Genomic DNA, 21,549 nt, shown 5'->3' with positions numbered 1-21,549 from the left:
CATAATCTTCTCAGAATAAAGGCAAAATATGATGTTAACTTCTAAGGCCTCGCTACGTTTAACGCTACTTGCTTCTGCACTATTTTTAGTGGCATGTCAGCCTAAAAGTGATCCTAAAGAGTCGAAAGATCAGCAAAAGCCAGCAGTGGTTGAGCAAAAGCCTGTGGAACTGACTTTAAAAGGGGAAACAGTTCAAAGTAAGGTGGTTTTGCCAGACTGTAGTGGTAAAACTTGCCCTGAATTTACTGTAGAGCGCTTGCAAAGTAACTATCCATTTATTGATAAGATTATTGATCAACAAGTTTTAAAAGCACTCGGCCAGATTCTTGAAATTGCAGAACCAGATGCAAAAACAGCAAAAGCTGATAAAAAGACAGAAGCTTCGGGAGTTGCTGCTGCTGACCAACAAGATAGTTTCGATGCTCAGGTTCAGCGCTATGCAAACTCATTTATTGGTTTAGACAAGGAACTAAAAGAGTTAAGTAGTAATCATCAGATTAATCTTTTAGTAAAACCTAAAATCATACAGTCGCAAGGTAAGGTCGTAACTGTTGTGGTCAACAGTAGTAGCTATTTGGGCGGGGCGCATGGTTCGGCTGCACAGCACTATTACAATTTTGATTTAAAAGAGGAAAAGCAAGTTAAACTTGAAAACTTGCTGCGTCCAGAGAAAAAAGCGGCTTTAGAAAAGTTAGCACATGAGGCGTTTAAAGCTTGGGTGACTGACTCAAAACTTGCCAATAGTGTGAGTGAATATGAACAAGCTTGGCCATTTAAACTCACCGAAAACTTCTTGCTCGGTGATCAGGGCTTGATTCTTCAATATGGCGAATATGAAATTGGTCCTTATGTTGTGGGATTACCTCGTTTAGTTATTCCATACGACCAATTACAAGATGTATTGAAAGAAGAATATTTGCCGCAGCCTAAAGCTAAACCAGCTTCGACACTTGCCGCAAAAAGTGCTAGCTAATGCATTTGTTTGATACCCATACCCATTTCGATGTTTCCGATTTTGATGAAGATCGGCAGCAGTTAGCACTTGAGGCTAAAAAAGTGGGTGTGGATGCTTTGGTGTTAATTGGCTTTTTACAGTCACGTTTTGATGAGTTGGTACGCACTCATCATCAGCTCAAGCAGTGGGAGAATGTGCCCACTTCTTATTTAGCGCCAGGGTTGCATCCATTTTATATTGAGCAACACAGGCCAGAACATCTTTCTCATCTTGAACAAATTTTGCAGCAAGAAGACTGCGTGGCAGTGGGTGAAATTGGCCTCGACACTTTTTTGAAAGAGCATAAGCAGCCCGATATATATGCCAAACAAAAACAGTATTTTGCCGATCAGTTAGATCTGGCAACTCAATACCAAAAGCCAGTGTTACTTCATATTCGAAAAGCACACGGGGACGTATTAGCAATATTAAAAGCACATAAGTTTAAACTCGGCGGAATTGCTCATGCCTTTAGTGGTGGAGTGGAAGAGGCAAAAGGTCTAATTAAGTTTGGTTTTAAAATTGGTGTGACGGGACAAGTGACTAACCCAAATGCGAAAAAGCTTCATACTGTGGTACAGGCTATAGGTGCAGAGCATTTAGTGATTGAAACAGACTGTCCTGATATGACCCCGCTTTGCTGTCAAACTTCAACTGAGCAGCGTACTCGCAATACGCCTGTGAACTTACCTTATGTACTCAAAAGTTTGGCCGAAAATTTAAATATGGCCGAGGCAGATTTAGCTGATTTGCTATGGAAAAACTCACTATCAGCATTGAAATTATCGTAATAAAAATCAAAGATTAGAAATAGTAACTAAAACAAAACACAGCGATGAAAAAAGAAGCTTAAAGTAAGAAAACAACATGTAAAAACGTGAAAAATAACATTGCCAGACATGGGAGGATAACCCAATGGCTAAGTATAGCAATATCAATAGTTTTAATGCTCTACAGACGCTAACAGTAGGTTCCAGCAATTATCAGATTTTTAGCTTAACCCAAGCCGAGAAAAAGCTAGGTGACATTGCCAAACTGCCGAAATCATTAAAAGTACTGTTGGAAAACTTATTACGGTTTGAAGATCAGCACAGTGTTAAAACAGAACACATTCATGCTTTAGCTGAGTGGCTAAAAACCCGTACTTCCGATCAGGAAATTCAATATCGACCTGCACGGGTTCTAATGCAAGATTTTACCGGTGTTCCTGCAGTTGTTGACTTGGCTGCAATGCGTGCTGCAATGGCACAAGCGGGCGGCGACCCTGAAAAAATTAATCCTTTATCACCTGTAGACTTAGTCATTGACCACTCCGTGATGGTGGACTATTTTGCCGATGATCAGGCTTTTGAAGAAAACGTTCAAATTGAAATGCAGCGTAATGGCGAGCGATATCAATTTTTACGTTGGGGACAATCTGCATTTAATAACTTTAGTGTTGTGCCACCGGGTACCGGTATTTGCCATCAGGTCAATTTAGAGTATTTGGCTCAAGCGGTGTGGTTAGGTGAAGACAATGGTCAAACCTTTGCTTTCCCTGACACATTAGTAGGTACAGACTCACATACCACTATGATTAATGGTTTAGGGGTTTTAGGTTGGGGTGTTGGTGGTATTGAAGCAGAAGCTGCCATGTTGGGTCAGCCTATCTCTATGCTTATTCCTGAAGTGATCGGTTTTAAACTGACCGGAAAATTACAAGAGGGAATTACGGCAACCGACTTGGTACTCACCATTACTCAAATGCTTCGCCAAAAAGGTGTGGTAGGTAAATTTGTAGAATTCTATGGCGATGGCTTAGCCGACTTACCACTTGCTGACCGGGCGACCATTGCCAACATGGCACCTGAATATGGCGCAACTTGTGGCTTCTTCCCAATTGATGAAGTGACTTTGGGGTATTTGAAATTAACTGGCCGTCAAAGTGACCGTATTGCACTGGTTGAAGCATATAGCAAGGCACAAGGCTTATGGCGTAATCCGGGTGATGAACCTGTTTTCACAGATACCTTAAGTTTAGATATGAGTACGGTTCAGGCAAGTTTGGCAGGTCCAAAACGCCCTCAAGACCGTGTGCTTTTATCAGAAGTACCAAAAACGTTTAATGCGCTCATGGAGCTAACACTTAAGCCAGCCAAAGAAGCCAAAGAGCGTTTGGAAAATGAAGGCGGTGGTGGTACGGCTGTAGAAGCGACCAAAGCCAATATTCAGCATGAAAGCCCGTCTTGTGTGATTGAAGGACAGGAATATCCGTTAAATCATGGCGATGTCGTCATTTCTGCGATTACTTCATGTACCAATACCTCTAACCCAAATGTAATGCTGGCGGCAGGTTTACTTGCTAAAAAAGCCATTGAAAAAGGCTTGCAGCGTAAACCGTGGGTAAAAAGTTCACTTGCACCTGGTTCTAAAGTCGTAACCGACTATTTATTGGCTGCTGGACTTACCCCGTATTTAGATGAGTTAGGCTATAACTTGGTAGGTTATGGTTGTACAACGTGTATTGGTAACTCGGGTCCTTTACCTGAACCAATTGAAGATGCAATTCAGTGTCATGATCTAAACGTAGCATCTGTACTTTCGGGTAACCGTAACTTTGAAGGGCGTGTGCATCCATTGGTTAAAACCAATTGGCTTGCTTCGCCACCACTTGTAGTTGCCTATGGTTTAGTTGGGAATATCCGTACCGATTTAACGACTCAACCAATTGGGCAAGGTAAAGATGGGCAACCTGTTTACTTAAAAGACATTTGGCCAAGTCAGGCAGAAATTGATGCCGTCTTACAAAAAGTAAATACCGATATGTTCCACAAAGAATATGCTGCGGTGTTTGATGGTGATGAAAGCTGGCAAGCGATTCAGATTCCAAAAAGTAAAACTTACGAATGGGCTGATGATTCGACTTATATTCGCCATCCGCCGTTCTTTGAGGGTATTGGTGAGCCACCAAAACCAATCAAAAATATTGAACAGGCACGTATTTTGGCAGTGCTAGGTGACTCGGTAACCACCGACCATATTTCACCAGCGGGTAATATCAAAAAAGACAGTCCGGCAGGTCGATACTTACAAGAGCAAGGTGTTGAGCCAAAAGACTTCAACTCTTATGGTTCACGACGTGGTAACCATGAAGTCATGATGCGAGGCACCTTTGCCAATATTCGTATTAAGAACGAAATGCTCGGCGGCGAAGAAGGCGGTAATACCATACATGTGCCAAGTGGTGAGAAGCTTGCCATTTATGATGCGGCAATGCGTTACCAACAAGAACATACACCGCTTGTGATTATTGCTGGTAAAGAGTACGGAACTGGTTCTTCGCGTGACTGGGCTGCCAAAGGTACGAATTTGCTGGGTGTTAAAGCTGTGATTGCTGAAAGTTTTGAACGTATTCACCGTTCAAACTTGGTGGGTATGGGCGTGTTGCCATTACAGTTTGTTGATGGTCAAACCAGACAGTCTCTTAACTTAACCGGTCATGAAGTCATTTCGATTCGTGGTTTATCGGATGGCATTCAGACCCATGAAATTCTAGAAGTTGATGTGAAAGGGCCAAATGGGGTAGCCAGCCACTTTAATGTGTTATGTCGAATTGATACGTTAAATGAGGTTGAGTACTTTAAGGCAGGTGGTATTTTGCATTATGTACTACGGAATTTAATTGCTGGTTAATGTTGTCTTGAGATTAATACCAATCAATATTTTTATTGGTTGGTATTTGGAGAATTATCACGACGGAGTCTTACCGTAAAAAATTCTAATAGTAGTAGTTCATAACCCTACTTTTGTTTCGGCAAAAGTAGGCAAAACCATTGCCATTCACAGAACCTGTTCAATCTTAATTAACATCTTACGTTTTGCAAAAACAGTATCTTGTCGATGCTCGACAGGCTGTGAATGGCTTTGGCACCAATCAGATAGCTGACTAGTGCCAAGTAGCAATTTGGTTTTGAAAAGCAGTAAAATACTCTCCGTGTTTTATATCCCCTCAAAGAGTAGCAATGACCGATCTTCAACAAGATGAATATGACCGCCGTTTTGCGGGTGTAGCCAAAATTTATGGTGATTCATCGTTCCAGCACTATGAAAAAAGTCATGTGATGGTGATTGGTATTGGTGGTGTTGGCAGTTGGGCGGTAGAAGCTTTAGCACGTACAGGTATTGGCGAGATCACACTAGTCGATATGGACGTAGTTGCGGCATCAAATGTGAACCGTCAGCTACCTGCGATGACATCAACTCTGGGCTGTGAAAAAGTTGAGATTATGGCGGAGCGTTGTCGCCAAATTAACCCACGTATTAAAGTTAATATTATTGATGACTTCTTAACACCACAGAATGTCGCAGAGCTTTTAAACCCTATACCAGATATTGTTTTGGACTGCATCGATGACGTTAAAGCAAAACTGGCTTTAATGCTCCATTGTCGTTTTAATAAAATTCCTTTGATTGTGTCGGGTGGGGCAGGTGGTAAACTCGATCCACTTAAAATCCGTGTGGCTGATTTATCAAAAACAGAGCAAGACCCAATGTTAGCGAAGTTACGTAGTCAGCTTCGTGCTCGCGGCATATGTAAAAAGCCAAAAGAGAAATTTGGCATTACCTGTATTTATTCTATCGACAATCCGTTTTCTAGTGCGGATGTCTGTCCATCGGCAGGGGTGCGCTGTGGAGGTTATGGTTCAGCGGTGGTGGTCACTTCAAGCTTTGCCATGATCGCCGTGGCGGAAGTTTTGAAAAAACTCGATTTAAAGAAAGCCTAATTTAAATATTGAAAAGGTATGCGCTTAGGTGAGGGCATGCCTTTTATTTTTGAGAGAAACTATTTAATCGTACAGCTCTATGTGGTCTTGCTGGAGCTGTGTGGGTAGTTGCTGATCATAAAATTTAAAGCACCATAAAATTAAAATAACGATGGTGCATATTGCGAAACCTTTTAAATACTTCATAAAGAATTCAATCAAGTGAATGGTCTTAATAAAATTCTAGCGAAGGGAATCTATCTAATCTAATATAGAAAATAGACCGAATGATCTAATTTTGAGATGGTAATGCTCACATTAAAACAATTCCAATATTTCATAAAAATTGTTGAAGAAGGGAGTTTTACCGCTGCTTCCGAAAAACTATTTATTGCTCAGTCTGCTTTAAGTCGACAAATGAAGCTATTAGAAGAACAGATAGGTTTTCAGTTGTTTGATCGCACGGATAAAAGGGCAAAACTCACGGCAGCGGGAGAAGTGTTTTATAAGAAAATAAAAGATAATTTGCTCTACTTAAATGAAATCATTGATCTTGCCAAGAGTGTTTCGGAAGGGAAAAACCGCCAGATTAAAATTGCTCATTCAAGTAGCATTGTTATGGATCATAAAAAGGTACAAATATTAAAAGAAGTTAGCTTAACGCAGCAGCTGAGTTTTGAGATCAATACCTTGTCATCCGAGCAGCAAATCTTAGCTTTAATGAACGGTGAAATTGATATTGGTTTTATTAGACCTCCCGTTCGGCACACTCTAGATGAGATGAGCATTCTTAAGTTATATGAAGAACCTTTAATGGTGGCTGTGCATACCGAGCATGCCAAATTTGCTAAAGCAGAAAAGGTTTATTTAAAAGACTTGAAAGATGAGTGTTTTGTAACTACACCTCATGCCGAAAGAGGAGGCTTAAGTTATTTGGTCGCAAATCTGTGTTTAGCTGCAGGATTTACTCCACAAAAAGCCCCCATTCTGTCACGTAAGATTTCGCAGTTACAATTGGTCGCTGCAAATTTGGGAATCAGTATAGTTCCTGAAGAGTTCAAACAAATTTTACCTAATCAGGTAAAGCTATTACCTTTGGCAGATGATTTGTCATTCTCAGAAGTTTTCTTGGTTTATAGAAAAGATCAGGATGAAATGATTCAGCATTGTGCCGAGCAAATTCATCAAATGTTTCAATCTTAAAAAGCAGTAAATTAACCTAATCTGTAGTAAGTATAGGTGACGTTGTCATCTTTATAGACGTCGTAACTGCTTTGTTTGAAGTCCGAAACCCATTCACTTCCTGTGTAACCAGCGATGTGACCATAAACATGGTTGCGAGTTCTGTGAATGATGTAAATGTCGCCTTCTTGAGGCTCATCAAAAGCTGGGTTAATTTCTTTATAGCCAATCTTTTTCAGGGTATCGCCCCAATCAGATGCTGCAATTGGGTGGTTTTCAACATCGGCACCAGCAGATTCAAGTGCAAGACGAATGCTACGTGCACAACGAGCTTTGCTGCGTCTAGAAGTAACACTTTCTAGTTTTGCTACGAATTTTTCTACATCAATGGCGGGAGGGGTATTGCTTTCAGTGCGGTGATTGTTGGGTTTCATGGTGAAGGGATAAGGAAGGCTTGGTGTGCTGTGTGATACAACAATCGCTGCCTGATTTGAATCCTGATACATATAGTTATCAGCTACTTGTCCGTCATAAATAATCATCGTGAAATCTCTACCCGTACTACCTATATCCGTATTTAGAAAATCACCACCTACCTGTGGCGTTCAGAGATACTAATTGCCCAAACTTAAAAGTTTTGTTTATGTTATGTAATAACGTATCTTTTTTCCAGTTTTTATTTCTGACTGCGAAAAAATAGCCTAGTTAAAATAGTGGCTAAAACTAGTAAAATTTAAGTAACTGATATTATTGAGTATAAATAAATAATCAGAGCTTAAATTTGAATATTTCGAGCCGACATTTGCGAATATACTCAAAATCTAAGTCTCTGATTTAAAATGCCACATTTTCTTACAATTTAAGAAGGCTGAGTGGGCTTAAGCCTGATGCTCTTTCACATATTCTTCAGTACGAATAATCGCAGCTTGCATGTTTCGAATAGCATTCTCGACATCAGTTAAAGTTTTTGCATTTCCACCGCTTAATGCTTGACGCCATTTACGGGCACCCGGTAGGTTTTGAAATAAACCTAAAATATGGCGCGTAATGATAGATAGTGGAGCTCCTTCCGCCATACGTTGTTCAATATAAGGCAGCATTTGTTCCATAATATCGAAACGATCTGGCGCTTCTAAATTCCAAAGCTGTCCCAGTTCTGCGAGTAGGTAAGGGTTGTGATAGGCTTCACGGCCAATCATGACCCCATCAACATGTTGTAAATGTGTTTGAGTTTCGGCAAAGGTTTTAATCCCACCGTTAATTTCAATGGTTAGGTGTGGACGTTCTTGTTTTAAGCGGTATACATCTTCGTAGCGTAAAGGAGGAACTTCTCGATTTTCTTTTGGAGACAAACCTTTCAAAATAGCAATACGGGCATGCACAACGAAATATGTACAACCTGTTGCAGCGACAGTATCTACGAAATGTAGCATTTCTTCGTAAGACTGCATGTCATCAATACCAATACGGTGCTTAACCGTTACCGGAATATTTACCGCTTTTTGCATGCTATGAATACATTCAGCAACTAAGTCTGGCTCTGCCATTAAACATGCGCCGATTTTATTGTTCTGTACACGGTCACTTGGGCAGCCTACATTCAGGTTGACTTCATCATAGCCCCAGTCTTCCGCCATTTTTGTACAAGTGGCAAGCTCTTGAGGATTTGAACCACCGAGTTGCAGTACGATTGGGTGTTCTTGAGCGTTATAGTCCAAGTGGCGTTTTGCATCGCCAAATAAAATCGCGCCTGTTGTCACCATTTCGGTATATAGCACAACGTTTGGGTTAAACAACCGTGCAAAGAATCGGTAATCCTTTGTAGTCCAGTCCATCATTGGGGCTACACTGATTCTTGGAGATTTAATAGTTTCAATGGTTTTGTTAATAGTCATTAAAAATCATACCTTTAATCAGTGTTTTGCAACCTGTTTGAATCTGTGGGAACTCATGTTTAGCTGCGTTAATCGGTTTGCATTTACACCAGAATTTACACCATAATGAAAAAAATGGTTCATGGTGTAAAATTATGGGGTCAATTACTGCCAGAAAAAGTGCAGATGGAAGTGTTAGTTACCGAGCTGCTATCCGGATCAACAAAAAAGGTTATCCTGCTTATTCTGAAAGCAAAACATTTTATTCAAAAAAAGTGGCAGAAAACTGGCTTAAAAAAAGAGAAGTTGAGATTCAAGAAAATCCAGACATTTTACTTGGCAAAGAACAACTGATTGATCTAACTTTGTCAGATGCCATAGATAAATATTTGGATGAAGTTGGGAGCGAGTACGGCAGGACGAAACGCTATTCTCTACTCTTAATTAAGAAGTTGCCAATTGCGCGCAATATTATCACAAAAATACATTCGATACATTTGGCTGAGCATGTGGCTCTAAGACGAAGAGGCGTGCCTAATCTTGGTTTAGAACCTATTGCAACAAGTACACAGCAGCATGAGCTTTTACATATTAGAGGTGTTCTATCTCATGCATCTGTTATGTGGGGTATGGAAGTTGATTTAAGTAACTTCGATAAAGCTACAGCACAGCTTAGAAAAACTCGTCAAATCTCGTCTAGTAAAGTGAGAGATAGGCTTCCTACAAAGGAAGAGTTAATTGCTTTAACAAAACTTTTTGCTGAGCGTTGGAAGTTAAATAAATACGGTACTAAGTATCCAATGCATTTAATTATTTGGTTCGCAATTTTTTCATGTAGACGTGAAGCAGAGTTAACACGCTTATGGCTGCAAGATTATGATTCTTACAACTCTTCATGGAAAGTTCATGATTTGAAAAATCCGAACGGTTCTAAAGGTAATCACAAGTCTTTTGATGTGTTGGAACCTTGTAAAACAATAATTGAACTTTTATTAGATAATGAAGTGCGGAGTCGTATGCTTCGATTAGGATATGATGAACAACTCTTATTACCTTTGAATCCCAAAAGCATAGGAAAAGAGTTTCGCGAAGCATGTAAAATATTGGGAATAGAGGATTTACATTTTCATGATTTGAGACATGAAGGTTGTACGAGACTTGCAGAACAAAGTTTTACTATTCCTGAAATTCAGAAAGTAAGTTTGCATGATTCTTGGGGGAGCTTACAGCGGTATGTTTCTGTGAAGTCAAGGCGAAATGTAATTCAATTGGAAGAGGTGCTACGCCTCATTGATGAAACGTAGCAAAGTCTTTAGCAGCTTCAGAATACTTCTTATCTAAGATATCAGCCAAGTCTTTAACGTGCACCAGAAATGGTGCGCGTTTGCTTGAATCTATTTTAAAGACAGAGAAAGGAAACTCTTGATTATTTGCCTTTCTCAGCGCCTCTGCCTTGCTTAAGTGAGGATAGTAGTCTTGTACTATGCTCATTAATTCGACAGTCATAGAGCGATATTTCATAAATAGGTAATCAGCGGTGTTTAACTGGAATGCACCCATTGTGAAATAGCCTCTTAACTAGTTAGTTTTAAACTTTGAATACAACACATCAAAATTGGACTGTGTATCCCAAATTCGAAGGACTGCATCACTGCCTATCAGGTACGTTTTGAGCAGCTTAATAAGATCTTTGCACCTTGGATCACTTTTAAAAAAATGATTAGTTTGCATAAACCCGTTTAATGGCATAGATACAGGATATGCTTTGCAATTAAATAGGCCTTCCAGATTACCTCGTAAGGCAATGAAAGCATTTTCATCAGAAGAACCAACAGGATCATCTATGAACTGGCGTTCCAGTAAAAACACCAGCCTAAGTGCTAATTGTCCTTGGGGTGTAAGTTCCCATTTCGAAAATACGGCAATAATTTCATTATTTCCACCTTCATTAAGGAAAATGGCGATCATCTCTTTTTTCTGCTGATCTAAATATTGTTGTTTCGAATACATTGGAGTATTCGCTGAAAGCGTAAATAGCATTGGCAAATATAGCTCATGTGTTTCGAAGCCTGCGTAGTCTCTGAATAGAACCTTCATTGTCGAATCAAATAACTCTTCAGCACGACTTTGTTCTGTATTCCAAGCTGTTAAATCCTCACTAAACTGCCTAGTGTTGAGCATATATTGGTAGCCCGTAATTTGATTAGAAAAATACTGATCGTGGCAGTAAATCCCCCCATTAAGCATAGGCCCCATATGTTTAATAAACTGAATAAACAATTCGTTCTCTGGCTTTAGTCGAACAGATAACATCCCATTAGTGACAGGGGAGCCTGTCACTAATGGATATGCTGATCTAATCAACTCAACAGGTTTACTGAGAGATAATGCCTGATTACTATTTTGAGAATTTTGTTTTGCAAACATGCTTGTAGTTTTTGATCTCCCAAGAGCTTTTGCTGACTTCTCAGAACCAATCAGATCGTAAGCCCAAATAGGTTGAATGCTGCATGACGAATGTGTAGCTGCAAGTAAAGCATCTGATGCGTACTTAGTCATGTTACTGTCCTCCTACTTGAGCATCATCTGACTGATCAGAGTCTAGTAGGTTAAGTTGCTCGAACTTGCGTGGACGGCCAAGTTTGGTAGCAGGAACTTTTGGTATTTGGCTTGTTCGGAAGCTCCGAATTTGTTCTCCATTAGTAAAGGCGAAGTACTGATCATTTTTGCATATGTAGTCAAACGTAGCCTTGAGATTCTTAAGCATTTCATGGTCGGTATACTCCAAAATGCCTAAGGCACGATAGCGGTACTCATCTTTCTTCATATTGCAGATAAAAGCAGTCCCAAGATTGTTTGTAGCAACCCTCCATTTCTCAGCAATATATTGCCCCCACGTGATGTCCTCACGATGGTCATTGGCATTGAAGAAGTAATAAAGATGTCCATGGAATCCCTTGGTTGGGGTGTGTTCAATACGCAGGATATACCCGAGCGCTTGCTTAAGCTGATTATGCTTAGATGCATCATAGAACCGAATAAAAGACTCTTGCATAAACTCACTATCATGTTCAGCCTGAGCAAAATCAGTTGAGATAGCAAGCTGTTGAAGCTTAGCTGGATCGCGTATTAATCCTAGGTCTACTCGAACAACAAGGATTCGAGAATGGATCTTGAGTAGAGTCTCTACAAGCTCAACACAACGCTCTTTAGAACGGCGTCGATTACTAGCACGATTCGAAAGTTGTTTACGAATTGAGGCACTGCTCATTCTTATTGCAAACAACTTCTGAAATTTAATTAAAGCTGCAACATAAGCCTGAGCCTGTTCAGATGTGTAACACTGATTGATCAGAGAAAATTCATAAAGGGTATATTGTTCTTCCTTTGAAAGTTCTAAGAATGAATCCTTAAAGGCCTGTAACTCTATGCCCATCTTGTAATTGCCAGAGTGAGCAGACACAAAGATTGTTGTAAGCTGGCACTTAAGCAAAAGTGGAATATCCTTCGCATATTCAACACGTAGTTGCTCTTTGCCCTTAAAACTTTGAACAGATTTAAGAGTAGCGATTGGGCGCTCTTTCTCAAAATACTTGATGAACTCAACACGACTGAGCATTTTTTCAACTTCAGGGTTTATACTCGTTTTGAATATTTTAATCTTACCGTTTTCTGTCATGTACTCATGAGTTGAAAAATCTTCCTTGAGCTGTTCTAGGAATGCATCTCTATCTGCAACTGAGAACTGTGCGATAGGTGGAAGAATTGGTTTAGCTGTGTTGTTCAGAGATTTCATAGTATACCTACTTACAAATAATTAATTACGTATCAGGCGTCATGAGGTAAATGCTCTCCCTATGGACATCGTTTAGAAATGTCCATTAGGGTAGGCGTAGAGTGGATATTGGCTAATCTATCTGGAGTGTATTCATCTCAAATGGATACACAATTAAATCAATCTAATCTATAAGCAGTATTTGCTAAGGCACACTGCTTATGACAATAAGTATCTAGTAGATTAATTACATATATCTAATATTACTTATTACAATTGTATTTAAACCGAAAAGCCGATTGCACTTTACTTCGAGAATGCTCTACCAAAAAATGACGGTAATACGAGGACTTTTTAAAAGTTGTGATGTCCTGCGTTATGCAGCATTTAAATGGCTTCGTTGAGCTATTCTTCGGGTGACCCACACCCGTAAATTGCTAAGCTTCCAATTGAATGTACTTATTAATTTGATGTGTTGCTGGCTTAGGTTTGAGTTGGTCATATTGGTTCCTTATGTAGCAAGTTTTGTATGCTTGATTGCATAAGGGAAATTCTAGAAAAAAATTAAGCACCCTCTAAAAATCTGCGAAGAATTTATTTAAGCTACTGATATATATGTATTTAAAATCTTTAAAATATAGAAATTTCATTGTAATTATTACTCTTTTAAAAATTTATTAATTTTTTTTAAGAGCATGTCAGTGTAGAACTAACAGGCTCTAAATAAATTATGTGAGTGATCGGATTTTTATTGGGGTGGGAGGGGAATTCTAAAGTTTTCTACCTTTCTTTTCTATAAAAATGTTCAGCGCATCATATAGGCTTGGCTCGCTTTCCTTTAACCAAGATTTAGCGCTATTCAGTAACTTCATTCTCTGATCGTCGGTTCTAATTTTACTTTTTTGAGTTTCTAAGGCAGAAATCTTTTTCTGATAAAATACTCTTATTTCCTTATAACGTTCGATAGGGCGACCTGCAAAAGAAGTTAGGGGTTGATCACGGTTCTGAGCTTGTATGATTACAGTTTTTTTACCATATTCTTCAATTTCTTTGACTTCAGCTGTAGATAGATCATTTCGAGCTGCAAAAAGAAAATATTCAGCTTCTTCTTTTTTTCGTAAACAATGTTCTATTTCAGCATTGTATTCTTGAGTGAGGTATTCTGGAATTTTTGAGATAGCTTGCTGCTCAATGGCTCCTAGAACCGTATCCATACTTGAGTAAGTTTTTTGATTACTGGTAATAAAACGTTGAACAAGTGAGAGGTAAGTTTTTTTTACCCTCTGGGATTTTTTATGGCTGTTTCGGGCTAATTGAGATTGCCTAATCTGTTTATAGATATCTTCTGGTAGCGTGTAGATATAGAAAGAACAATCATAATGTTTGGAGTAGAGACGAAATGCTTCTTCAAAATGTTTCTCAGCTTGTTGTGCTGTTTTTTTGAATATTCTGGTTTTAGTTGATACCAAGTTTTTGAATTTACGAATTTCAGTCGCGATTTCGCCATAGTGTCGGGCAAGTCGGTCCTCTTCGGGAATGTAGATGTAAATTTCCGATTTACCTCGAAGTAATGGTGGGGGTAATCTCCATGCCTGTTGACGGAGAGCCTTTTGTTCTGGCGATTCTTTTAATAAGCCTTGATCAAGCTGTTCATAAAACCACTTTCGGTCATTATCCGTCATTTCTTCACTGATAGGTTCCATTTGTTCGGGTAAATAAGCTTTGTAGTGTTCGGCATAGGCTGATGGCAAACCATAGGGAAATTTATGTCTTTTAATAATATGTTCTTCAAGTTGGTCAATTAAGCCAATAAGTTTTTTGATGTTACTCGTAGATGTGGTTTCTTGTTTAGCCTTAGCATTTTTTTTAGCTGAAGTTGCCATGTAATCAAGTTCACTTATTCATTTTAAAAGAAGTGCATATATTATAAGTCGTAACTACTTATAATTTAAAAATGATTTAGCTTAACTTGAGAGTGAATTATGAGCATTTGTAGAGGGGTGTTAGGTGTTAAACTGCACTCCATTTATGTACCGACTTATGATGATTCTGTACCGACTTGCGATGTTTTGGGTGAAAAGTAGTCAAAATCAAAATGTAGCTTAGAGTTATAATTGTTGGACTAAACTTGTAGTACTGTGAAGCATTCTACTGGATTATAAATTTATTATGGACTGAATCAAGTGCTAGAAAATCACTCATTATTGGTTAGTTAATAGTATGTCTTTGTATTACTAAAAGGTCTCAATAGCGTTTCATTAATTGCAATGCAAGATTGTAGGCTACGGTTGTAGAAATTGACTCTGCTATAAAGAACTCTTGGGGTGGGGTGAAGTTTAAAGCCTGCTTTCGATAACGCGTCTGCTTTCCTGTCTGTTTGTCTTTAAAAATAAACTCATCCTGAGCATGAGAATATTCTTGTCCATACAGTGGACCACCAAGACACTTTAACCGAAACACTGAATCATCCTTAAATTTACCTAATGGTTAGTTTAAAGAATTAATCTAATGAAAAACAATAACAATCACTTTACGACTTAGTCGATAGATCATTGACACCTTAAATATTGCACATTATCCTTTGCTTGCTGGCCACATTGCCAGTCGGTTTTGACAGACCGTTTTATTGGGTTGCATCAGAGTTATTCCTTCTGAGGAATAATTTTGAGGGTACATCTCGTCTCCTCCCGTTGCGGTAGGACGGGAGAGGGACACTTTCGAGTGTGCTGGTGTCAATCCAATCCGGTCTGTCAACCCTTTCTCGTTCTGCCACCATAATTCTCTAATGCTTTGGCAGAACTCCCAATATAAAGGAGTTGGCTATGCATATTCTTTTTATAACGCCTGATTAGTTTTAATAGGATTTGATGAACTTCTAGTTTCTCAAGCTTTAGATCTTTTCGTCTAAAAATTTACTTAAAAAAATGTCATGTGAGCTACACCATGGCAAGGCTTCGTGTTGCCTAAAAAAGCCTAAGCTCCATGACGACGTCACTGGATAAAATGATGAAAAATAAAATTTTGATGGGTTTGGTAGGTGTCAGTATTTTGTTGGTTACTGGTTGTTCTTCTGATTTCGAAAAGGGTATGAAACAAAGCTGTAGGAATACGGGAGGAAGTCGCAGTTTCTGTTCCTGCTTCTACGACAGGATGGAAGAACATTATGGTGAAGAAAAGCTGGAGGCGATTGGCATGATGCAAGTCAGGATGCCAGAGGATTTCGAAGAGGTGTCTTTTAAGTCTGGTCAGCAATGTGCACATAAACTTTAGAGCTCGTATTCACATTAAATCTTAGTTTGTCTTTTGATCTCACCTGCTGCCATAGAGCAGTGGGTTGGATAGGCTTACCTAAAAAAATGAGGAATTTACAATGAAACATCCATTGATTGGCCTTTATTTCACCATTGTGATTGGTTATTGGCTGTATTTGATTTGGCAGTACCCTATTTATTCTGGTTCATATTCTTTGGGTCGGGCACTTGTTTGGCCTGCTGATTTTCTACGTTGGTTGTTTTAGTCGCTAAATTGGGGAAGTTGCCATGACAATCATATCGAGAGAATCACTCCAGAAAAGCCGTTGGATGTTGATGTTAAGAGCGAGTGACAATATTTATTTTGCACCCGCTATTCCTTATAAAAAATTGCAAGGGGCTATGAGTTATCTCCCTCAAGGAATTCATCCAGATGAAATCCTTATGCTAATTGACGATACGGTATTTGGCAGTGCTAAAGCTGGACTTTGTGTGACGGCGACAGGACTCTTTTATAAAGAAAGCTTTGGAGATGAAGCGGTTTATCTCTTTAAAAGTATTCATCATGTCGAGGCAGATATTGGCGTCATTAATCATGGCATCGTACTGAATCGTATAGAAACCCTGACCTTTACCCAACTGGATAAGGGCACAGTACGAACATTGGCTTCATTTCTAAATGAAGTTTGTCAGGGTGAAACAGAAACCGATCGGGCTCCACCACAGATTGATGCAGAACTGAAGGTAATTATTGATCTGTTTGCTTATTTCATCACATTCAATATGGGTAAGTGGAATCCTGAATCTAGTCATGCAATATCTAAACATTTTGTAAAGCTGAATGATGAAGCATCACAGCACTATATTAAAAGGTTACTGACTGAACATCCCAACTTTGAATATGAAGAATTATTACATCGCTTTGCAGAACTGAAAGATGTGCTGGCTTACAAGCTTCGTACGGAGATGATCGAACAACTGGTTTATGCCATGGCACTGGGTCAGGTTGAGCAGAATCAGGCGGATCTCTTCATGACCCATTTATGTCGTGTATCCAATGTTTCTAAAGCCGTATTTCCTGATCTGGTCAAAATTATCTATCAATGTCTGGCTGATGAAATGAATCAGTCTACTACTTCTACTTTCAACGGTGGACAACTTCAAGCGTGCAAACTTCTTGATATTCAGCCTAATTCACTGACTGAGCAGAACTTACAATCTGCTTACCGAAAAAAGATGGCTGAGTTCCATCCCGATAAATACCAGAACTTACCTGAATCTGTTCGTCAGTTGATTGAAAGTCAGGCACAGCAACTGAATGAAGCAAGAGCTTTATTAAAAAGCTATTTGGACAATAACTGAAAATAAAGAATTTTTACTTACATATTACCCCAGTGAAGGCAGCCCTAAAGCGCCGTATATCCTCTATTTCAAGGTAATGATATGAATATGATAAAGAACAGCACTAACTCAACTAAAAAGATACCACCGTTATATTGGTTGTTAACTGTAGTCATGATGGCGGTGTTAATTGCAGGCGGTATTTTATTTAATCAACATCAAAAACGACAAACTGAACTTCAGTTAGCACAACTCGCTTTAGAACAATCTAAGGTACAAAATCAATCTGCCACAACACAAGCAGCATCGGAACCCGTTGAATCAGGTTTCACTGGAATTGAAAGTATGGTGGAAAACCCGGAATCAGAATCTGCTCATTCACAAGCTGAAGATGAGGTTGTTGCGGGGGCAATAGCCGCGGTTGATCAGGCAAAAGCACAAGATACAAGTCTAGGTAATCTCAGTTCAGAAGTTGATGGTGAGTACCATGAAGGGAAAACCTTAAGTTCCAATGCTTCTCGCTATGGATTAAAGCCAATCAAATCTGCTCCAGCTGATTTAAAGTCAACCATCCCGAATATTGATCAAATGTTAGCGTCACATCTCATGAATGTATGGGGCCGCTCAAGTCCAGATCAGGTGAGTAAACGAGTTGAAGGATGGAGCCAGCAAGGTAATACCATGACCTATCGTACTGCATGGGACTCTGACCGTTACCAATGTACTTGGTATGTGGTGAGTTGGGATAAGAACAGCAATCAAGTCCTTCACGAAGGATACCAGCCATGCTTTGGTCACTAATTAAAGCTGGTCTGTAGCATTCGTTTAATTATTACTTTACTTAATCAGAGAAAATACCATGAACCCAATCAAACTTATCGCATGTGGAATTTTAAGTCTTTCACTCAGTTCTATTGCTTTTGCTAAAACTGAGCAGATTACACTTAAAGCCAATGTCTATTACGGCGAAGAATCGGTGGTTTTTCCAACTACTAAAGGCGAAGTCATTTTAAATAGCTACGCTATACCAGCTAAAGTCGTTCCACAAGTTAAACCTTTTAAGAAGGGGCAATGTTTAGAAATCAAATCAAAACATGGTTTCTTTAAAGACACTGGAGATGGTCAATATATTGAAAGTATCCAACCTTGTAGCAAGAAAGGTTTAGCGACTCCAAAAGTAACTCGTTAATTTGACTTAATCTAAAACGACATAAAGCTCAATCAAACCACAAGCATTTGCTTGTGGTTTTTTTTATGCCTTTTATTGAGAGGAGACGACTATGCATCAATGTCCTTACTGCCATTCGAGACATCTGAAATTACTACGGCAGTCAGAACAAAGCCATCAAGGTGTATTTGCAAAACTTTCATCATTCTCCCCCATGTCTCTGGCAGCAGCCTGTATGCAATTGTCAAAACGTAGTCCTATTCACCCACTAGTCGGTGGCTTTGTTGGTTTAGTTGTAGGGGGCATGTTTCTGCTCTACGTCCAGCATCAAGACAATACAGTGTCCTTGCATTATCAGTGTGAGCAGTGTCTGCAACATTTTGAAATCCAGCAATCAAGCTTTTCTTAACTTCATCCCAAACTCTTAATCAAATTATTTAAATCACTTAATAGGAAAAACATCATGGCACATCAAGTTGAAACAATGGCTTTTGTAGGTCAAACCCCTTGGCATGGTTTGGGCAATCAACTCACTAGAAATCAACCTTTAGAAGTATGGGCACAACAAGCAGGGATGGATTGGCGAATTGAATCATCCAATGTCAGCTATATGACAAAAAATGAACGTGGACAAAACATCATCATGCCGTATGAAGATCAGAGAGTCCTTTATCGTTCAGATACTCATGCGCCGCTATCAGTGGTAAGTCAGCGTTATCAGGAGGTGCAACCGATGGAGATATTAAACTTCTATAAAGACCTGACAGAACAATCAGGCTTTGAACTGGAAACAGCAGGGGTATTGAAAGGTGGTCGTAAGTTCTGGGCACTGGCTACGACTGGACAATCAACAGCACTGAAAGGAAAGGATGTGAGTAATGGTTATATCCTTCTGGCAACAGCATGTGATGGGACATTAGCCACCACGGCGCAATTTACAAGTGTACGTGTGGTGTGTAATAACACCTTAGCGATTGCCTTACGTGGGCAGAATAGTAGTGCAGGTGTGGTGAAAGTTCCACACAGTACCAAGTTTGATGCTGAAAAGATTAAACAGCAATTGGGTATTTCGGTTCATGCATGGGACGAGCACATGTATGAAATGAAGCAGCTCAGCCAGCGTAAAGTCACCCAGCAGGAAGCAGCAGCTTACTTCGATGCAGTGTTCAATAATACAAACCTGAATATTGCTGAACAAGATGAAAGTATCATTCAGTTCTACCGTAATGTAGCTACGCCTAAACAAATCAACTCATCCAAAACCGACAATAAAACTGAGCCAAATGGACGTGCGATGTCTAAGGTCATGACCATGTTTAACGGGCATGGTCGTGGTGCCGAGTTAGCTTCAGCTAAAGATACGGCGTATGGACTGCTTTGTAGTATTACCGAGTTTGTTGATCATGAGCGACGTGCGATCTCAAAAGATCACCGATTAGATTCAGCATGGTTTGGGGTAGGAGCCAACCTTAAACAACGCGGGCTGGAACAGGCACTAAGAATGGTTGTATAAGTTATGATTATTTGTTTAAGTTTATTTATACATGAATTACAGAAAATCATGTAATTAATTTATAAAAACATGGGCAGATTATGGGGTAAGTAATTTTACCCCTATATTTTAAAAGATCTGAGACTCTACAGTCTTACACTACACTCTACTTACAATAGTAAAGCTTATGGAGTTAGAAAAAATATCAAGGATTGAACCAATGATGAAATCAAGCAGAATCAGATAATTTTTTTCATTTTACTTTTTTAAATTACTATATACCTATTTAATCAATTCCCACTACAGTTGTAATATATCCAGTCGTTAAAAGGATCATTAGGCCTAATGACATTTCAAATAAAATGGCATAGCCCAACTGTCTGGCAAATTTCGGGTCTTGTAAGCGAGGGGTAAAATACCATTTGTTGAAAGCAGCTAATAATAAAATGCTTAGAACAAATGCGATCTTAATAATAAAACCATGCCCATAAGGAGTATTTAGTAGAGTATTGAAATCTTTAATGAGTAACAGAGCAATACTAGCACCACAAGCGAGTAGTATTCCCACAACAAATGCTGCGATTCTCCCAAATAAGTGCATGCGATCTTTTAATGGAAGACCAGTAATTTTTTTACTTGTTTTCCATAAAGGAAAAAGTGATCCCATCCATAAGGACATTACAAGGACATGTATTGATAATAAGAATTGAGCGAAAAAGGGCAAGTTTGTGACATGGCCTAATTGTGAAAAACTAAAAACCATGGGGATAAGTAGGATGGTAAAAATTGTTCCTTCTACTTTGGAAACTTGGATAGTCCCTTTACTAAGCTTTACGATCATAAATAACAATAAAAGTGCAAAACTAACTGAGCGGATGATATGGATATGCCCAGTGGGAGTATTTATTAAGATATTAATGTAGTTACTGTCCCACATTCCTGAAAGACCTGTATTGGCAAAACTTCCTATAAGAACAAAGAAGCCTAAAGTGCTTGAAATAAAGCCTAATCCTGCACCAATAGTAATGTACTTTAGAAGAGTTTCCCTGATTTCTACATAACGTCCCAGTAGAAAATAGCTAAAGGCACCACCAACAACAAATGCTATTCCTAAATATAAAACGACTTTAATCAGCCACGTTGCATATATCCAAGTTTCAGGATTCATATTTTTCCTCCCTGCGATAGCAATATGCCAGCAAGCTGCTGGCATATAGACTATTGATGCTCTATAGTTATTTCGCTGATTTAATAGTGAAGCTATATTCGCCATTCATGTTATGGCCATCAGTACCCATTGTGGTCCAAACCACTGTGTATTTACCTTTCTTAAGTTTAGGTACTGCTACTTCAAATGATTTTTTTAAATCATGAGTTATCTGATAAGTTAAAGGGATGTCTTTACGTTGAGCATCAAGTAATTTGACATTCATTAACATGACTTCTTCACCAAAATTTAAAGTTATATTTTTTGGCTGACTTGCTACAGATGCATTAATAGCTGGAGTGGCACTTTCAAGTTTGACATGAGCAAATGCGCTTGAAGCAGCTACAACCATAGTCGCACCTACTAGTACATTACGTAGAGCTGACACTTTATTTTGGAAAATTTTCATTTCATCACCTTTTAAAAATTAGTACGTGCTAAGTAATGACCCAGTGAAATTCCTAAATTGATCGAGTTGGTCATCACTCTTTGTATGCTTATTATTTAAGAAAGAGAGCAACGT

At 39.1% G+C, this 21,549-nt stretch carries 23 protein-coding genes; 13 read left to right on the top strand and 10 right to left on the bottom strand.

Annotated features, from left to right (window positions below):
• Positions 1-31: 31 nt before the first annotated feature.
• The 4 genes from J576_RS03035 (at position 32) to J576_RS03020 (ending at position 5,757) form a co-directional block, all read left to right on the top strand.
• Complete coding sequence (locus J576_RS03035) at positions 32-973, top strand: RsiV family protein (RefSeq protein WP_002050966.1); 942 nt, start codon at positions 32-34, stop codon at positions 971-973.
• Positions 973-1,785 (top strand): TatD family hydrolase, encoded by an 813-nt coding sequence (locus tag J576_RS03030; protein ID WP_002050989.1) that lies wholly within the window; start codon positions 973-975, stop codon positions 1,783-1,785. Before J576_RS03035 ends, J576_RS03030 begins: the two co-directional genes overlap by 1 nt.
• A gap of 124 nt (positions 1,786-1,909) precedes the next feature.
• Positions 1,910-4,666, top strand: coding sequence for an aconitate hydratase AcnA (gene acnA, locus J576_RS03025; protein ID WP_002050987.1), 2,757 nt, complete (start codon positions 1,910-1,912; stop codon positions 4,664-4,666).
• 329 nt (positions 4,667-4,995) lie between these two features.
• On the top strand, positions 4,996-5,757 hold the full coding sequence (locus J576_RS03020) for a tRNA threonylcarbamoyladenosine dehydratase (RefSeq protein ID WP_033854140.1): 762 nt from the start codon (positions 4,996-4,998) through the stop codon (positions 5,755-5,757).
• A gap of 63 nt (positions 5,758-5,820) precedes the next feature.
• Here J576_RS03020 and J576_RS19475 read toward each other — a convergent pair whose 3' ends face one another.
• Positions 5,821-5,943 carry a hypothetical protein gene (locus J576_RS19475; protein ID WP_081400969.1) on the bottom strand — a complete coding sequence of 41 codons (123 nt, stop codon included), beginning with the start codon at positions 5,941-5,943 and terminating at the stop codon, positions 5,821-5,823.
• Between the two features lie 102 nt (positions 5,944-6,045).
• Here J576_RS19475 and J576_RS03015 point away from each other — a divergent pair, with 102 nt between their 5' ends.
• A complete protein-coding gene (locus J576_RS03015) occupies positions 6,046-6,939 on the top strand; it encodes a LysR family transcriptional regulator (protein WP_025467885.1) in 894 nt (297 codons plus the stop codon).
• An 11-nt stretch (positions 6,940-6,950) separates the two neighbouring features.
• Here the strand turns inward: J576_RS03015 and J576_RS03010 are convergent, their stop codons facing one another.
• Together J576_RS03010 and dusA are read right to left on the bottom strand one after the other, a co-directional pair.
• A complete protein-coding gene (locus tag J576_RS03010; protein ID WP_002050979.1) occupies positions 6,951-7,460 on the bottom strand; it encodes a hypothetical protein in 510 nt (169 codons plus the stop codon).
• 336 nt (positions 7,461-7,796) lie between these two features.
• Entirely contained in the window at positions 7,797-8,813 is a 1,017-nt protein-coding gene (gene dusA, locus J576_RS03005; RefSeq protein WP_002050941.1) for a tRNA dihydrouridine(20/20a) synthase DusA, read from the bottom strand.
• A 134-nt stretch (positions 8,814-8,947) separates the two neighbouring features.
• Here dusA and J576_RS03000 point away from each other — a divergent pair, with 134 nt between their 5' ends.
• Positions 8,948-10,096, top strand: coding sequence for a tyrosine-type recombinase/integrase (locus J576_RS03000; RefSeq protein WP_000534873.1), 1,149 nt, complete (start codon positions 8,948-8,950; stop codon positions 10,094-10,096).
• Here J576_RS03000 and J576_RS02995 read toward each other — a convergent pair.
• The 5 genes from J576_RS02995 to J576_RS02975 all read right to left on the bottom strand — a co-directional run bounded on the left by J576_RS02995 (position 10,080) and on the right by J576_RS02975 (position 15,027).
• Complete coding sequence (locus J576_RS02995) at positions 10,080-10,352, bottom strand: pyocin activator PrtN family protein (RefSeq protein ID WP_000500676.1); 273 nt, start codon at positions 10,350-10,352, stop codon at positions 10,080-10,082. The two genes, J576_RS03000 and J576_RS02995, sit on opposite strands and share 17 nt — an antisense overlap.
• A gap of 18 nt (positions 10,353-10,370) precedes the next feature.
• Positions 10,371-11,351: a hypothetical protein gene (locus J576_RS02990; RefSeq protein ID WP_000170392.1), complete on the bottom strand. Its 981-nt coding sequence runs from the start codon at positions 11,349-11,351 to the stop codon at positions 10,371-10,373.
• A 1-nt stretch (position 11,352) separates the two neighbouring features.
• Positions 11,353-12,588: a YagK/YfjJ domain-containing protein gene (locus J576_RS02985; RefSeq protein WP_000838814.1), complete on the bottom strand. Its 1,236-nt coding sequence runs from the start codon at positions 12,586-12,588 to the stop codon at positions 11,353-11,355.
• Between the two features lie 749 nt (positions 12,589-13,337).
• Positions 13,338-14,450, bottom strand: a complete 1,113-nt coding sequence (locus tag J576_RS02980; protein ID WP_000235770.1) for a hypothetical protein — start codon at positions 14,448-14,450, stop codon at positions 13,338-13,340.
• A gap of 361 nt (positions 14,451-14,811) precedes the next feature.
• Entirely contained in the window at positions 14,812-15,027 is a 216-nt protein-coding gene (locus tag J576_RS02975) for a hypothetical protein (RefSeq protein WP_000489165.1), read from the bottom strand.
• 546 nt (positions 15,028-15,573) lie between these two features.
• Between J576_RS02975 and J576_RS02970 the strand changes: the two genes are divergently transcribed.
• From J576_RS02970 to J576_RS02945, 7 genes are all read left to right on the top strand, one after another.
• On the top strand, positions 15,574-15,837 hold the full coding sequence (locus J576_RS02970) for a hypothetical protein (protein ID WP_000790976.1): 264 nt from the start codon (positions 15,574-15,576) through the stop codon (positions 15,835-15,837).
• Between the two features lie 100 nt (positions 15,838-15,937).
• Positions 15,938-16,084: a hypothetical protein gene (locus J576_RS20175; protein ID WP_000682545.1), complete on the top strand. Its 147-nt coding sequence runs from the start codon at positions 15,938-15,940 to the stop codon at positions 16,082-16,084.
• 70 nt (positions 16,085-16,154) lie between these two features.
• Positions 16,155-17,180, top strand: coding sequence for a J domain-containing protein (locus J576_RS02965; RefSeq protein WP_000942646.1), 1,026 nt, complete (start codon positions 16,155-16,157; stop codon positions 17,178-17,180).
• 81 nt (positions 17,181-17,261) lie between these two features.
• Complete coding sequence (locus J576_RS02960; RefSeq protein ID WP_001985473.1) at positions 17,262-17,960, top strand: hypothetical protein; 699 nt, start codon at positions 17,262-17,264, stop codon at positions 17,958-17,960.
• A gap of 58 nt (positions 17,961-18,018) precedes the next feature.
• Entirely contained in the window at positions 18,019-18,348 is a 330-nt protein-coding gene (locus tag J576_RS02955; protein WP_001068164.1) for a hypothetical protein, read from the top strand.
• 91 nt (positions 18,349-18,439) lie between these two features.
• On the top strand, positions 18,440-18,736 hold the full coding sequence (locus tag J576_RS02950; protein WP_000553831.1) for a hypothetical protein: 297 nt from the start codon (positions 18,440-18,442) through the stop codon (positions 18,734-18,736).
• 54 nt (positions 18,737-18,790) lie between these two features.
• A complete protein-coding gene (locus J576_RS02945; protein WP_000951143.1) occupies positions 18,791-19,840 on the top strand; it encodes a DUF932 domain-containing protein in 1,050 nt (349 codons plus the stop codon).
• A 265-nt stretch (positions 19,841-20,105) separates the two neighbouring features.
• Here the strand turns inward: J576_RS02945 and J576_RS02940 are convergent, their stop codons facing one another.
• On the bottom strand, positions 20,106-20,987 hold the full coding sequence (locus J576_RS02940; protein WP_002035490.1) for a CopD family protein: 882 nt from the start codon (positions 20,985-20,987) through the stop codon (positions 20,106-20,108).
• Positions 20,988-21,054: 67 nt separating this feature from the next.
• Positions 21,055-21,435, bottom strand: a complete 381-nt coding sequence (locus J576_RS02935; protein WP_000689221.1) for a copper resistance CopC family protein — start codon at positions 21,433-21,435, stop codon at positions 21,055-21,057.
• Positions 21,436-21,549: the final 114 nt, after the last annotated feature.

Source organism: Acinetobacter sp. 766875, assembly GCF_000582055.1.
GTDB lineage: Bacteria > Pseudomonadota > Gammaproteobacteria > Pseudomonadales > Moraxellaceae > Acinetobacter > Acinetobacter nosocomialis.
This window is presented reverse-complemented; position numbering and strand designations above follow the sequence as displayed.

Coding starts and splice junctions, on each gene's coding strand:
- J576_RS03035 (WP_002050966.1), top strand. CDS start 32: ATGTTAACTTCTAAGGCCTCGCTACGTTTAACGCTACTTGCTTCTGCA.
- J576_RS03030 (WP_002050989.1), top strand. CDS start 973: ATGCATTTGTTTGATACCCATACCCATTTCGATGTTTCCGATTTTGAT.
- acnA (WP_002050987.1), top strand. CDS start 1,910: ATGGCTAAGTATAGCAATATCAATAGTTTTAATGCTCTACAGACGCTA.
- J576_RS03020 (WP_033854140.1), top strand. CDS start 4,996: ATGACCGATCTTCAACAAGATGAATATGACCGCCGTTTTGCGGGTGTA.
- J576_RS19475 (WP_081400969.1), bottom strand. CDS start 5,943: ATGAAGTATTTAAAAGGTTTCGCAATATGCACCATCGTTATTTTAATT.
- J576_RS03015 (WP_025467885.1), top strand. CDS start 6,046: ATGCTCACATTAAAACAATTCCAATATTTCATAAAAATTGTTGAAGAA.
- J576_RS03010 (WP_002050979.1), bottom strand. CDS start 7,460: ATGATTATTTATGACGGACAAGTAGCTGATAACTATATGTATCAGGAT.
- dusA (WP_002050941.1), bottom strand. CDS start 8,813: ATGACTATTAACAAAACCATTGAAACTATTAAATCTCCAAGAATCAGT.
- J576_RS03000 (WP_000534873.1), top strand. CDS start 8,948: ATGGGGTCAATTACTGCCAGAAAAAGTGCAGATGGAAGTGTTAGTTAC.
- J576_RS02995 (WP_000500676.1), bottom strand. CDS start 10,352: ATGGGTGCATTCCAGTTAAACACCGCTGATTACCTATTTATGAAATAT.
- J576_RS02990 (WP_000170392.1), bottom strand. CDS start 11,351: ATGACTAAGTACGCATCAGATGCTTTACTTGCAGCTACACATTCGTCA.
- J576_RS02985 (WP_000838814.1), bottom strand. CDS start 12,588: ATGAAATCTCTGAACAACACAGCTAAACCAATTCTTCCACCTATCGCA.
- J576_RS02980 (WP_000235770.1), bottom strand. CDS start 14,450: ATGGCAACTTCAGCTAAAAAAAATGCTAAGGCTAAACAAGAAACCACA.
- J576_RS02970 (WP_000790976.1), top strand. CDS start 15,574: ATGAAAAATAAAATTTTGATGGGTTTGGTAGGTGTCAGTATTTTGTTG.
- J576_RS20175 (WP_000682545.1), top strand. CDS start 15,938: ATGAAACATCCATTGATTGGCCTTTATTTCACCATTGTGATTGGTTAT.
- J576_RS02965 (WP_000942646.1), top strand. CDS start 16,155: ATGTTAAGAGCGAGTGACAATATTTATTTTGCACCCGCTATTCCTTAT.
- J576_RS02960 (WP_001985473.1), top strand. CDS start 17,262: ATGAATATGATAAAGAACAGCACTAACTCAACTAAAAAGATACCACCG.
- J576_RS02955 (WP_001068164.1), top strand. CDS start 18,019: ATGAACCCAATCAAACTTATCGCATGTGGAATTTTAAGTCTTTCACTC.
- J576_RS02950 (WP_000553831.1), top strand. CDS start 18,440: ATGCATCAATGTCCTTACTGCCATTCGAGACATCTGAAATTACTACGG.
- J576_RS02945 (WP_000951143.1), top strand. CDS start 18,791: ATGGCACATCAAGTTGAAACAATGGCTTTTGTAGGTCAAACCCCTTGG.
- J576_RS02940 (WP_002035490.1), bottom strand. CDS start 20,987: ATGAATCCTGAAACTTGGATATATGCAACGTGGCTGATTAAAGTCGTT.
- J576_RS02935 (WP_000689221.1), bottom strand. CDS start 21,435: ATGAAAATTTTCCAAAATAAAGTGTCAGCTCTACGTAATGTACTAGTA.